The 13,613-nt window shown below is 50.0% G+C and carries 12 protein-coding genes; 8 read left to right on the forward strand and 4 right to left on the reverse strand.

From position 1 onward, the window contains the following. The first annotated feature begins 51 nt into the window (after positions 1–51). From IE181_RS12580 to IE181_RS12610, 7 genes are all read left to right on the forward strand, one after another. A complete protein-coding gene (locus IE181_RS12580) occupies positions 52–834 on the forward strand; it encodes an MlaE family ABC transporter permease (RefSeq protein ID WP_191253465.1) in 783 nt (260 codons plus the stop codon). After that, positions 831–1,607 (forward strand): ABC transporter ATP-binding protein, encoded by a 777-nt coding sequence (locus IE181_RS12585; protein ID WP_191253466.1) that lies wholly within the window; start codon positions 831–833, stop codon positions 1,605–1,607. The genes IE181_RS12580 and IE181_RS12585 overlap by 4 nt, the downstream gene beginning before the upstream one ends. After that, entirely contained in the window at positions 1,607–2,974 is a 1,368-nt protein-coding gene (gene radA / locus IE181_RS12590) for a DNA repair protein RadA (RefSeq protein ID WP_191253467.1), read from the forward strand. The genes IE181_RS12585 and radA overlap by 1 nt, the downstream gene beginning before the upstream one ends. Before the next feature lie 32 nt (positions 2,975–3,006). Then, positions 3,007–3,684, forward strand: a complete 678-nt coding sequence (locus tag IE181_RS12595) for a CvpA family protein (protein ID WP_191253468.1) — start codon at positions 3,007–3,009, stop codon at positions 3,682–3,684. 142 nt (positions 3,685–3,826) lie between these two features. Continuing rightward, positions 3,827–5,323 (forward strand): amidophosphoribosyltransferase, encoded by a 1,497-nt coding sequence (purF, locus tag IE181_RS12600; protein ID WP_229819418.1) that lies wholly within the window; start codon positions 3,827–3,829, stop codon positions 5,321–5,323. Positions 5,324–5,328: 5 nt separating this feature from the next. Beyond that, complete coding sequence (locus tag IE181_RS12605; protein WP_191253469.1) at positions 5,329–6,066, forward strand: SDR family NAD(P)-dependent oxidoreductase; 738 nt, start codon at positions 5,329–5,331, stop codon at positions 6,064–6,066. 215 nt (positions 6,067–6,281) lie between these two features. Then, positions 6,282–7,208 carry a bifunctional helix-turn-helix transcriptional regulator/GNAT family N-acetyltransferase gene (locus IE181_RS12610; protein ID WP_191253470.1) on the forward strand — a complete coding sequence of 309 codons (927 nt, stop codon included), beginning with the start codon at positions 6,282–6,284 and terminating at the stop codon, positions 7,206–7,208. Between the two features lie 6 nt (positions 7,209–7,214). Here the strand turns inward: IE181_RS12610 and meaB are convergent, their stop codons facing one another. From meaB to IE181_RS12630, 4 genes are read right to left on the reverse strand one after another with little or no spacing between them, the layout of a single operon-like run. Then, a complete protein-coding gene (gene meaB / locus IE181_RS12615; protein ID WP_191253471.1) occupies positions 7,215–8,210 on the reverse strand; it encodes a methylmalonyl Co-A mutase-associated GTPase MeaB in 996 nt (331 codons plus the stop codon). After that, on the reverse strand, positions 8,200–10,335 hold the full coding sequence (scpA, locus tag IE181_RS12620; RefSeq protein WP_191253473.1) for a methylmalonyl-CoA mutase: 2,136 nt from the start codon (positions 10,333–10,335) through the stop codon (positions 8,200–8,202). The genes meaB and scpA overlap by 11 nt, the downstream gene beginning before the upstream one ends. Then, complete coding sequence (locus IE181_RS12625) at positions 10,332–12,164, reverse strand: methylmalonyl-CoA mutase family protein (RefSeq protein WP_191253475.1); 1,833 nt, start codon at positions 12,162–12,164, stop codon at positions 10,332–10,334. Before IE181_RS12625 ends, scpA begins: the two co-directional genes overlap by 4 nt. Positions 12,165–12,183: 19 nt before the next feature. Next, entirely contained in the window at positions 12,184–12,987 is an 804-nt protein-coding gene (locus tag IE181_RS12630; protein WP_191253477.1) for a sulfite exporter TauE/SafE family protein, read from the reverse strand. A 178-nt stretch (positions 12,988–13,165) separates the two neighbouring features. Between IE181_RS12630 and IE181_RS12635 the strand changes: the two genes are divergently transcribed. Continuing rightward, positions 13,166–13,582, forward strand: coding sequence for a PaaI family thioesterase (locus IE181_RS12635; RefSeq protein WP_191253479.1), 417 nt, complete (start codon positions 13,166–13,168; stop codon positions 13,580–13,582). Positions 13,583–13,613: the final 31 nt, after the last annotated feature.

The following is a 13,613-nucleotide window of genomic DNA, read 5'->3' on the forward strand; positions in this document are numbered from 1 at the left end:
AGAACGGCTATTGATGGTTATCTTTTGGTTAAATAGGGCATTAAAGGTCTCGTGTATAATCCTCTCGCTATTGTTGGCAGCGTCTTTCTAGCAAGTTTGGCAGAAGTCGGTCGTGTCTTTTCATTTGCCGCCCATGCGGTGAGCCATCTGGTTCGTCCGCCCATATACTGGCGCATCATTCTAAAGCAAATGTGGCTGATAGGATATAACAGCCTACCTGTTGTGGGGTTGACAGCACTTTTCACTGGGGCGGCACTTGCACAGCAGATCTATGTTGGTGGCAGCCGCTTTAACGCAGAAAATGTCGTACCCGGGGTTGTTGTTATCGCCATTGTTCGGGAGTTGGGACCTGTTCTTGGCGGCCTGATGGTTGCCGGGCGCGTCTCTAGCGCGATGGCGGCTGAACTTGGCACCATGCGCGTTACTGAACAGATAGACGCGCTTGTAACCCTGTCGACTGACCCTTTCAAATATCTGATTACACCGCGCTTGATGGCGGCAGTGATTACCCTGCCAATGCTGGTATTGATTGCAAATATCATTGGAATCATGGGTGGATATGTTATCGGCACCGAACGGCTGGGACTTAATGCTGGCAACTACCTGCAGGTAACCTACGACTATCTGGAGAAGGCTGACGTTTATTCTTCTCTGGTGAAAGCAGCGGTATTTGGGTTCATCATCGCCTTGATGGGTAGTTATCATGGCTATATCAGCCGCGGCGGCGCACAAGGTGTGGGCAAGGCAACGACAAACGCTGTTGTATCTGCCTTCATTGTCATCTTGCTTGCGAACCTCATTATCACCGTTATCGTGTTTGGAGGTAAAGGATGACCGCTACACCAAAAATTGCCCTGAGTGGTGTCCATAAATCCTTCGGCCCCAAGCATATTCTGCAAGGGCTTGACCTTACGATTGCCAAGGGTTCATCGCTTGTCGTCATTGGCGGATCGGGAACCGGCAAATCTGTGATGCTGAAATGTATTCTGGGGCTTCTCCGCCCTGATAGCGGGTCAATCAAGGTTGATGGACAGGAAGTCACCACCGCTAGTCGCAGTGAACGAAAAAAAATTCTTGAAAAGTTTGGCATGCTCTTTCAGGGCGCTGCGCTTTTTGACAGTCTTCCTGTTTGGGAAAATGTCGCCTTTGGCCTTATTCAGGGCAAAGGCTTGAACAAAAAAGACGCCAAGGAAATCGCTGTTGAAAAACTAAGGCGTGTTGGGCTGCGTCCTGATGTAGCCAATTTGTCGCCAGCTGAACTGTCCGGCGGCATGCAGAAACGTGTTGGTCTGGCGCGGGCAATCGCAGCAGAGCCTGAGATCATCTTCTTTGACGAGCCAACGACCGGTCTTGATCCGATTATGGCTGACGTCATTAATGATCTTATTGTCGAATGCGTGAAAGATCTGGGCGCCACTACATTATCCATTACCCATGACATGGCCAGTGCCCGTAAAATCGCTGATCGTGTCGCTATGCTTTATGAGGGCAAGATTATCTGGGAAGGTAGTAAAGAAACGATTGATACCTCTGGCAACGAATATGTGGATCAATTTATCCATGGCCGCGCACACGGCCCCATTGAAATGCAGATTTTAAAAAGCTAATGGCCAAGGCAAAAACATCCTTTGTTTGTCAAAGTTGCGGATCTGTTTACACGCGGTGGCAGGGCAAATGTGACGACTGTGGCGGTTGGAACACGATAGAACAGGAAGCCGCGGCAGTTTCTGGCGCGCCCAAAGGACTTTCCGCGAAAAAAGGCAGCAATGTAAGACTTGTTGACCTGAATGCGCCAGAGAAAGAAGTGCCGCGGACACTGTGCGGCATGCCCGAATTTGATCGGGCCCTTGGTGGTGGTTTAGTACCCGGCAGTGCAATTCTAGTGGGCGGGGACCCTGGCATTGGTAAATCCACCATTCTTCTGCAGGCGATGGGCAACCTCGCCAAAGCTGGGAAACACTGCATATATTTCTCTGGCGAAGAGGCAACCGCACAGGTTCAGATGCGCGCAAGCAGACTTGGACTGTCAGATGCCCCCCTGAAGCTAGGCGCAGAAAACAGCCTTCGGAATATATTGACTACGCTTGATGAAGGGCCGCCCCCTGATGTTGTTGTGATTGATAGTATTCAGACCATCTTTGCTGACCATATAGATAGTGCCCCCGGTACCGTTAGTCAGGTGCGAGTCTGCGCCCACGAACTGATCGGTTACGCAAAACGACGCGGCACCGTTATGCTGATTGTTGGACATGTTACCAAGGACGGGCAGATCGCAGGCCCCAGGGTTCTGGAACATATGGTTGATACCGTCCTGTATTTCGAAGGGGACCGGGGACACCAATTCCGTATTCTAAGAGCTGTTAAAAACCGTTTTGGTGACACGGGCGAAATTGGTGTGTTCGAAATGACCGGTGAAGGCCTTGCAGAAGTGGCCAACCCGTCTGAATTATTCCTAAGCGACCGCGATACGTTAGAGCCAGGCAGTGCAGTTTTCGCCGGTGTTGAAGGGTCACGTCCAGTACTGGTTGAAATTCAGGCGCTTGTCGCGCAGACAACTGCGGCCAACCCCAGGCGTGCCGTTGTAGGCTGGGATAGTGGACGCCTTGCCATGGTGCTTGCCGTTCTGGATGCACGTGCCGGCCTTGGTCTTTCTGGCTGTGATGTATATCTGAATGTTGCCGGTGGATTAAAAATCTCGGAACCAGCAGCAGACCTTGCCGTTGCAGCCGCCCTGATATCCAGTGTGGCGCAGCGCCCGGTCGCCAATGAATGCATTTTGTTTGGAGAAATAAGCCTATCTGGAGATATCCGCAGTGTCTCCCAAACCGAAGCGCGCTTGAAAGAAGCACAAAAACTTGGTTTTTCTTCTGCCATTATGCCAAAAGGCAAAACACAGGGAAAGTCCGGCATGCGGGAAACAACCGTTGACCGGGTCAGCGACCTTGTCGCCCTGTTCATTGAACCTGATGCGTGACCTGATTGTAAGACTGGAGTATCATACCGATCATGGATGTTAGTAGCTTAACCGCATTTGATATTGCCGTACTGGTCATTATTGGCCTGTCCACCCTCTTTGCCTTTGGCAGAGGTTTCGCAACAGTTGCCCTTAGTTTTGGCGCTTGGGCCGGTGCGTTTGTTGCTTCCATCTTCGGGTTTCAGCTACTAAAGCCTTACGGCAGAGATTTAATAACTCCCCCTGAACTGGCTGACCTTATCACGCTTGTAGTTCTTTTCTTTGTGACTTTGTTTGTACTGAAGCTTCTGGCCGAATGGATCGGCGGGGCGATTAAAGACAGTCAGATCGGATTCCTGGATCGCTCTCTTGGGGCTTTATTTGGTTTGCTACGTGGTATGGTCATTGTCTCGATACTTTATCTCGGATTTGCTAAATTGTACCCAGGACAAGAACAGCCCGAATGGGTGAAGGATGCAAAACTGCGACCACTGGTATCGTGGGGCGCCGAAATGATGGAAGGGCTTGCAGCCGAAGCACTTGGGAAAGACCCGACCGAGGTAGGCAAAGACTATATTGAAAAAGCATCTCAGAGTGTAGAAAGCCAGTTCATCAACGAAAAACTGGAAGAACAAGCTGCAAAATATATGCAGGAACAACGCAATAAGATGGATAAACTGTTTGATGACATTGCCGACGAAGAAGAAAAAAAGAAAAAAGACAATCGGTAAGTCTAAATTAATCAGTTTTTTTCACTATGCATTCATGCCAGTGGAAGGTATATCCATCCTAAGAATTCACGATACGCAGCAAAAAAGAATTTTGCCGCTTACAACATAGACCTCTGACCGGTCCAGAAATGGTAACAAAGTCATGCCCCAAAGCTTCATGCCCAACGGTTCATCCACCCTTACCACTAATCCCTTTGATGACGATAAACTACGCGAAGAATGCGGTGTTTTCGGTATTTTTGGTTCTCCTGACGCTACTGCCCACACGGCACTGGGACTGCATGCCTTGCAGCACCGGGGACAGGAAGCCGCCGGGATTACATCCCTGAATGGACAAGAATTCACAACAAGACGTGTTCTTGGCCAGGTTGCGGACAATTTCACCAGTCAGGAAGTCATCGACTCCCTGCCCGGAAACTCCGCGATTGGTCATGTCCGTTACTCTACGACGGGTGAAACCATCCTTAGAAACTGCCAGCCGCTGTTTGCGGAATTTTCCTCTGGTGGCTTTGCGGTGGCTCATAACGGCAATCTGACAAATGCAGCGCATCTTAAAAAGCAATTGATCAGCCGTGGCTCTATCTTTCAGTCAACATCAGATACGGAAGTGATCCTGCATCTGATCGCCACGAGCCATTTCCGCGGTTTGATGGACCGTTTTGTTGACGCCTTGCGCCAATTGGAAGGTGCTTACTCGCTGGTAACGTTAACTCGTGAAGGGCTTATCGGTGTCAGGGATCCCTTGGGTGTTCGCCCGCTGGTTCTTGGCAAACTTGATAAAGCCTACATCATGTGTTCGGAGACTTGTGCCCTTGATATTATCGGCGCGGAATATGTACGCGATGTAGAACCTGGCGAAGTCGTTATCGTCACTGACGAGGGCATCAAAAGCATCAAGCCGTTCCCGGAAACTAAACCACGGCCCTGTATTTTTGAGCATGTCTATTTCGCACGCCCTGACAGTTTCATGGACAGCCTGAGCGTCTATGACGTCCGCAAACGTATTGGCGCAGAACTAGCCCGTGAAAACACCGTTGATGCAGATCTTGTCATCCCTGTGCCAGATAGCGGTACGCCCGCTGCGATCGGGTTTGCACAGGAAAGTGGCATTCCGTTTGAACTCGGCATTATTCGCAACCACTATGTTGGCCGCACCTTCATTGAACCTTCTGATCAAATTCGTCACTTTGGTGTGAAACTGAAACACAATGCAAACAAGTGGTTTATCGAAGGCAAGAAGATCGTTCTCGTTGATGATTCCATCGTCCGCGGAACAACTTCCCTTAAAATTGTGAACATGATGCGCGAAGCAGGTGCCGCAGAAGTGCATATGCGTATTGCGTCACCACCAACTGCCCATAGCTGCTTCTACGGTGTTGATACGCCTGAACGGAGCAAACTGCTGGCAGGCCGCATGGATGTTGATGCCATGTGCGAATATATCAAGGCAGATAGCCTGTCTTTCCTCTCCATTGACGGTCTTTACCGTGCGGTTAATCACAAAGACGGTCGTAACAATAGTTGCCCTGCGCACTGTGATGCCTGCTTTACGGGTGATTATCCGACCTTCCTGACAGACCAGTCAGAGGAAGAGGAAAAAGCGAACCAGTTAAACCTGATTGCCTCAACAGGATCATAAGAAATATGTCAGATACCTCTACGGACAAGCGCGTTGCGCTCGTGACCGGTGCTTCACGCGGCATAGGCCGTGCTGTTGCACTAGAACTCGCAAAAGCAGGCGTCCATGTTATTGCCGTCGCCCGGACACGTTCACAAAGTGCTCTTGAAGCACTGGACGATGAAATAAACGAATCAGGCGGCAGTTGTACCCTTGTTCCACTTGACCTGAAGGACGGGGATGCTATCGACCGTCTGGGCGGTGCGATCTATGAACGCTGGGGTAAACTCGACATCCTGATCGGTAATGCTGGTGTACTGGGTCCAATGTCGCCACTCGGTCATATTGATCCAAAAGACTGGGCCGAACTGCTTGATGTGAACCTTACGGCAAACTTCCGTTTGATCCGGTCTATGGACCCGCTTTTAAAGCTTGCAGAAAATGCGCGTGCTGTCTTCGTATCATCGGGTGCAGCTGGAAAGCACCGGGCATACTGGGGTGGGTACGCAACAACAAAAGCTGCCCTTGAAGAGTTGGTTTTGACCTATTGCAGTGAGTGCAACATTACAAACATCAAATGTAACATTGTAGATCCGGGCCCGATCCGTACCAAGATGCGTGCGAGCGCCGTACCGGGCGAAGACCCACTCACCCTACCGACACCGGAAGACATCGCGCCACTATTTCTGGAACTGTGCTCACCAGACCAAACCAAACACGGCGAGATTATCAAATTTTATGACTGGGCTAATATTGAACGGTAAGCACCAAGCCCCCTAAACCCACTATGGGTGAAGTGACTTTTAAAGGATCATTTCACCCTTTTCGCACTCTACCAGATCACAGTCTCCTGATTCTCCCTGGCTATACCAATAGACCTGACAAACTACATGCATTTTAGCAGCACACGCATTTAATTGACTTTGTCATATATTTAAGTGTTAATATCACATAGTTACGAAATAAACAGGAATATGTCATGTCAGTAGATACGGAATCCGACATTCAGGTACTTCGCCATTTCAGTAGATTTTACACGCATAAAGTGGGTCTTCTGAAACGTAAGCTTTACGGCACAGAGTATAGTCTATCTGAGGCACGTGTGATCTATGAACTGGCAAACAATACCCACCTGACAGCAAGTGATATTGCCAGCACCCTTGATGTCGACCCCGCCTACATTAGCCGCATGGTAGGGCGTTTTGAGAAAACAGGATTACTTACCCGGATTAAATGCGCTGAAGATGCGCGCCGCACCCTATTGCATCTTACAGATAAAGGGACTTCACTTGCGGAATACCTAGCGGACCTGGCAGGCCGTGAAATGGAGATACTATTAAAACCACTAGGCAGTGAAGAACGGCTGGAACTTAGACAAGCCTTTCAAAAAATTGAAAAACTTCTGTCCCCCAAGGCCGCCACAAAAGCACCCCTTATCATTCGCCAGCACCGAAGTGGTGATTTGGGCTGGGTAGTCGAACGACATGCTACACTATACCGTGCGGAGTTTGGCTACGGTGAGAGTTTTGAAGCACTCGTTACACAAATCGCTGCCGACTTTCTTACGGATCATGACAAGTCGTGTGAACGGTGCTGGATTGCCGAACATGACGGTAAACGTGTTGGCAGCATTATGCTTGTCCGAGAAGATGAAAGAACCAGCCGTATCCGCATTCTACTTGTAGACCCCACTGCCCGCGGTTTGGGGGCTGGGCGCCATCTGGTGCAGGAAGCTATTCATTTTGCCCGAGACTGCGGGTACAGCAAAATCGTTTTATGGACCACAAGCGAACAAACTGCCGCAATTAAACTATATGAAAGTTTCGGATTTGCAGTAGCGACAGATGAACCATCCAAAGAGTTTGGTGGTGATGTTCGAAATATCACCTATCAGATGGAGCTTTAATCAGTTTCACTGGTGATACAGCTTCATCAAGTCTGCGACTGCCCGGGAAACAGTTGTATGACCGGCCACAACCTTATTTTGTGTTTCTGAAAGCGCAGCAGCAATCGTTTCACTGTGATAAAAGTCGTCCAGCAAACGGTCTGCGATTTGGCTTTTCAACCAGGTCAGCCGCTGATTGGTGCGGCGTTCATCCCATTCACCGCTTTCCGTCATTAAACGGCGGTGCAATTCAATCTTTGACCATAAATCATCCAGTCCCTGACCGGTAAGACCCGACACAGGCATGACCGGTGGATGCCAGTTCGGACTTGCGTCCGTCATAATATGCAGAGCTGATTTATACTCCCGCATTGCCTGCTTCAGCTTTTTCTCAAAAACGTCGGCTTTATTCACAGCAATCATGTCTGCAAGCTCTAGAATCCCTTTTTTGATCCCTTGCAGTTCGTCCCCTGCACCGGGCAACATCAAAACCAGGAAAAAGTCCACCATGTCAGAGACCATCGTCTCGGACTGGCCCGTACCCACCGTTTCCACCAGAACAGTATCGTAGCCGGCTGCTTCCAAAATGACTATCGTCTCACGTGTAGCGCGCGCCACCCCACCCAGAACGCCCGATGACGGGCTCGGTCTGATAAAAGCCTGATCATGGGAAGATAACTGCTCCATCCGGGTTTTATCCCCAAGAATAGAGCCGCCCGTACGCCCGGATGACGGATCGACCGCCAAAACAGCGACACGCTGTCCCTTCTCCACCAGCATTAAACCAAGGCTTTCAATAAATGTGGATTTGCCTACCCCCGGCACCCCAGAGATGCCAACGCGGTGCGCATGACCGGAAAAAGGCAATAGCCGGTCTAATAGCTCATGCGCCTTTTCCTGATGCTTTCTTGACCGGCTTTCAATCAGCGTAATCGCACGCCCTATCATGGCACGGTCCCCTGACCGCACCCCTTCAACCAGCATATCGGTGCTGGGCTGTTTATATATTTTCTCAGTAGCCAAGGCGCTCAGACAGCTTTTCAATCAACTCAGCGGCGGAGTCAGCTATGACCGTACCAGGCGGAAAGATTGCTTCTGCGCCTGCTTTATAGAGAGCATCATAATCCTGCGGCGGTATAACCCCACCAGCTACGATCATAATATCTTCCCGTCCAAGCTTGCGCAGTTCATCTTTCAGTGCAGGTATAAGGGTTAAATGCCCTGCGGCAAGTGAAGAGGCACCAATGATATGCACATCATTTTCCACGGCCTGCCGGGCGGCTTCTGCCGGTGTCTGGAATAAGGGGCCAATGTCCACATCAAAACCAAGATCAGCGAAGGCAGAGGCAACAACCTTTTGTCCCCTATCGTGCCCATCCTGCCCCATTTTGGCTATTAGGATACGTGGCCGGCGGCCATCATGTTCTTCAAACTGTTCAACGAGATCACTGATACGTGCCACAGCCTTGCTGTCCTCCCCAACCTCAGACCGGTAAACACCGGACACCGAGCGAATTTCCGCCTTGTGACGACCATACACTTTTTCAAGGGCAGCTGTCATCTCTCCAACTGTTGCACGTGCACGGGCTGCATTTACAGACAACTCCAGCAGATTACCCTTACCACTTTCTGCCGCGGCTGTCAGGGCATCAAGGTGTTGCTGCAGCTCTGCCTCATTACGTTCTGCGCGCAAACGGTTCAGCTTGTCGATCTGCATTTTCCGAACCGCAGAATTATCAACCTTCAGGACATCAATGTCTTCTGCTTCATCCAGACGGTATTTGTTTACACCAACAACAGTCTGGCGCCCGCTATCAATACGCGCCTGTGTTCTTGCAGCGGCATCTTCGATGCGGAGTTTTGGAATACCTGCTTCAATCGCCTTGGCCATACCGCCTTCTGCTTCAACTTCTTCGATGTGGCGCCATGCCTTTGCAGCCAAGTCAGCCGTTAGTTTCTCCACATAATAACTGCCCCCCCACGGATCAATCACACGGGATGTGCCGGTTTCCTGCTGGATGAATAACTGTGTATTCCGTGCAATACGTGCAGAAAAGTCAGTAGGTAATGCCAGCGCCTCATCAAGAGCATTGGTGTGCAGGCTCTGTGTATGACCCTGCGCAGCGGCCATCGCCTCGATACAGGTACGGGTAACGTTGTTGTAAACATCTTGTGCGGTTAGCGACCACCCAGACGTCTGACAGTGCGTCCTGAGCGACAGAGACTTAGGGTTTTTAGCACCAAACTGTTTAACCAGTTTCGCCCACAACATTCGCCCTGCCCGCATTTTGGCGACTTCCATGAAATAATTCATGCCAATCGCCCAGAAAAAGCTTAACCGCGGTGCAAATGTATCCACATCCAGCCCCGCTTCTACACCGGCACGGATATATTCAACACCGTCCGCAAGCGTATAAGCAAGCTCAAGATCAGCCGTCGCACCCGCTTCCTGCATATGATAGCCAGAGATAGAGATACTGTTGAATTTCGGCATCTTTTCAGAAGTATATGCAAAAATATCAGAGATAATCCGCATGGAAGGAGACGGCGGGAAAATATAGGTATTCCGGACCATGAACTCTTTCAAAATATCGTTCTGAATGGTTCCGCTTAATTTCTCCGGGCTAACGCCCTGTTCCTCAGCTGCCAGAATATAGAGCGCCATAACAGGCAACACCGCACCATTCATGGTCATTGACACTGACATCTGGTCAAGTGGAATACCGTCAAAAAGTGTCCGCATATCAAGAATACTATCGATTGCAACACCTGCCATGCCCACATCACCCGTCACGCGCGGATGGTCACTATCGTAGCCTCTGTGTGTTGCCAGATCGAACGCTACCGACAGGCCTTTTTGCCCTGCTGCCAAGTTTCGGCGATAAAAAGCATTGCTGTCTTCTGCCGTAGAAAAACCTGCATACTGGCGAACCGTCCACGGACGGGTTACATACATGGTAGGATACGGCCCCCGAAGGAATGGAGCAATCCCCGGACGTGTGTCCAGAAAATCAAGGTCCGCAATATCATCTGGACCATAATGCGCCTTCACAGGGATGCCCTCTGGCGTCAAAATAGATGTCGATGACGGTGAGGATGTGTTCTGCTGTTGAAGCGGTATATTGGTGAAATCTGGAATATTGCTCATGACATTTCTCCCAGGGCGTCATACGCCCCCTCTATAACATCCAGCAAATTGCAACCCATATAGATGCATTCATCAACGCCGGGAACATCCATTTTACCTGCAAGATACACGCGCTTGCATCCCCCTTTTCTCAGCAGTGACGCAAGGTTTTCTGCCTCTTGTTCATACCGATCATCACTGCCGCAAATTACAGAAATACAAGATTTAATTTCTTTAAATTTTTCTGATAGTTGCGGAACTTCTTTAATGTCAACCACCTGCACGGTTTCAATGCCGCCGGCCTCGAAGAAATTCTTCGCGAAAGTTGCTCGTGCTGTATATTCTGCCACCGGACCAATCGTTGCCAGCACTATAGAAGGCCGCACACCTGACTGCGCAAGTATTTTATCACTTTGCAAACGCAGATGTTCGAAGTCTTCCGCAAGACGGTGGTTACCAAGCGGTGTTACAGACTCTCCGGCGTCTTTTTGTGGATCATTCGCCGCCGGCAGCGCCAAAAGCCCTTTCAGGGAACTTTCATGGATATCTGGAAACTCGGACACACCAGTTATGGGGTCTTTGCGCCGCGCGAGATTTACCTGCCGCTTTTGCCAGGTCTGGGCAGCGCTGCCTTGTAACCTTCCGGCCCTGAGTGACGCCAATATGCCGCCCTCACTTTCAGCTTTCTGAAATGCCTCCCATGCTTTTTCAGACAGTTCCGTTGTTAGAGTTTCAAACGCATATGACCCTGCCGCCGCATCTGCAACATTTGCAAGACCACTTTCTTCCATACAGATGATCTGGATATTGCGGGCAATACGACGGGCAAAATCAGACGGCACCCCAAGCAGAGCATCATGCGGCACGATCGTAAGTGAAGATGCACCACCTATACCAGCGGCCATACTGGAAGCCGTTGCACGCAAGATATTCACCCACGGATCTTTTTTCGTCATCATACGCAGACTGGTCACTGCATTAAGTTCCATCGCCGCATCTGCACAGTTACAAGAATCCGCAACCGTTGCCCACAATCGACGTGCCGCACGCAATTTCGCAATTGTCATATATAAATCTGCATCGACAGACAGGGTAAAAGCCACACTACCAAAGGCTTGCTGAAGTGACATGCCTTCTTTTTCCATGGCACGCAGGTAAGCCACCCCAGTAGAAAGCATCGCCGACAGTTCGAGCACTTCTGTGCCCCCAGCACTGTTATAGGGCTGAACATCGACCATAAAGGCCCTTAATGCCGGGTAGCCTGCATGCACGTCTTTTGCCAGTGCTGCAGCATCCGCAATATCCTTTTCTGCCGTCTGCAGCAAACGCCCTGTTGAAGCAAGTGTTCCCAATGGATCCACGCCCAGGCATCCCGTGGCTACACCGCTGGGAACCTTCCTGTCATTTAGAATTTGAAGATAGCTCCGAGACACATGTTCCCATTCCTCGCCAGGAACAAGAGAAACGCCGCACATATCAAGATACACGCCGTCCAAAGCCCTTTGTAGACTGGCAGCATCCAGTCCTGGCTGGTTTCCAGCGCGCATACGGATAACCGCAGATGTAGCACCCTTTGCCAAATCTTCGAGCAGCTGGTCATTGACCAACACCGGATCATCCGACCAGTGCGGTACACACAAATCCCACGCACCTTCTGGCATTGCACCCTGCGGGGATATCTTTGCCATATCGCGCGTGTAAAGACTTTGAATCGGTACATCATCATAGGTTCTGGAGATCATCGCCTTGTCATAGGATTTACCCTTTAGCGTCTTCTCTACAAGAGCAAGCCACGCATCATGTGATGCAGCTTCAAACTCGCCCGCAAGAACCAATTGGTCATCTGCCATGTGTGAACCTTTCTATTATTTAGATCGAACTTACCAGACGATAGGTGGCCAAAACCAGAAAAAGTCCGAATATCACAGACAATACATTCTTAGGCAGTTTATGGGCAACCATTGCACCAACAGGCGCCATAAGAACTGCCCCGGCACCCACCGCCGCGGCAGACGGAAAATTAACAAAGCCAATCGTTCCAAACGGCAATCCTGAAATACCCAAGCCGCCGATAAGATACCCAAAGCCACCAGCAACACTGATCACAAGCCCAACAAGAGACGCAGTGCCAACCGCGCGGTGTATCTGGACACCATACAGTGTCATATAAGGCACGGAGAAACTACCACCACCAATACCCATTATTGCCGAAATAAACCCGATAAATGCAGGCGGTAAAAATCGAAAGGGGCCGGACGGTAACGCCTTGCCCAGCTTCAAACGGTCAAGGGGCAAAAACATTTTAATCGCAAGCAAAGTCGCGAAAGATGCGAATATATATATCAGCTCTTCAGTTTTAAGAGTTTTAGCAAAGAAACTGCCCAGCACGGTGCCTATTACAATTACAATCCACCAATCTTTGACGATGTCCCAATCAACGCCTCCACGTTTATGGTGCGCCCGGATACTGGAGATATTGGTCACAATAATAATAACTAGCGATGTGGCAATAGCCGTATGCATACGCCATTCGATCGGGACGTCAATTGCCTCAAACACAATGAATAATGCGGGTATGGTAACTATTCCACCACCGATCCCCAGCAAGCCTGCCATGAAACCAGCCAGCAACCCTGCACCAAATAACCCTGCGACAAGCGGCAACAGTTCCATAAAAGGCACCTTTCAAACAACATTGCATTCAAAGCGTCAGCAACAATAGTGCGCCGCAGCAATTACTCAAGTCCAAAATCAATTCAGTCCTGCCACTCGCGCCTACTGTACGTACGTGTAGTTCCGTGATAGCTTCCGGTGATAATCAAGTGATCCTAGTGTGTTATAAGGAATAAGCATGAGTGCATCTGTAGACGAAATTAGAGAATTTTTAGACAAAGTTTTCCCTCTAATGAGAGATCATATGATCGTTGAGGATGCCCAGCCCATGCGGGCAACACTGCGCCAGAAGATTGATCAGTCCTCCTTGCGTCCGGGCGGCACTGTATCTGGGCCAACAATGATGGGACTTGCGGATGCTGCACTCTATATAGCGATTTTCAGTACAATCGGCATAACACCGCTTGCCGTTACCACCAGCCTGAATTTCAACTTCTTGCGTAAGCCCGAGGGCAATAAAGACATTACTGCTAAATGTACACTTATGAAGGTTGGGAAAGCACTGGCTGTTGGTGAAGTCACTATATTTTCTGATGGGGACACAGAACCAGTTGCACACGCAGTTGGCACCTATTCCATCCCCCCAAACAGATAAGCCGGGATCACCCTCATGCCTACGGGCCAAG

Origin of the sequence: Kordiimonas sediminis, from assembly GCF_014656395.1 — a bacterium.
GTDB classification, from domain to species: domain Bacteria; phylum Pseudomonadota; class Alphaproteobacteria; order Sphingomonadales; family Kordiimonadaceae; genus Kordiimonas_A; species Kordiimonas_A sediminis.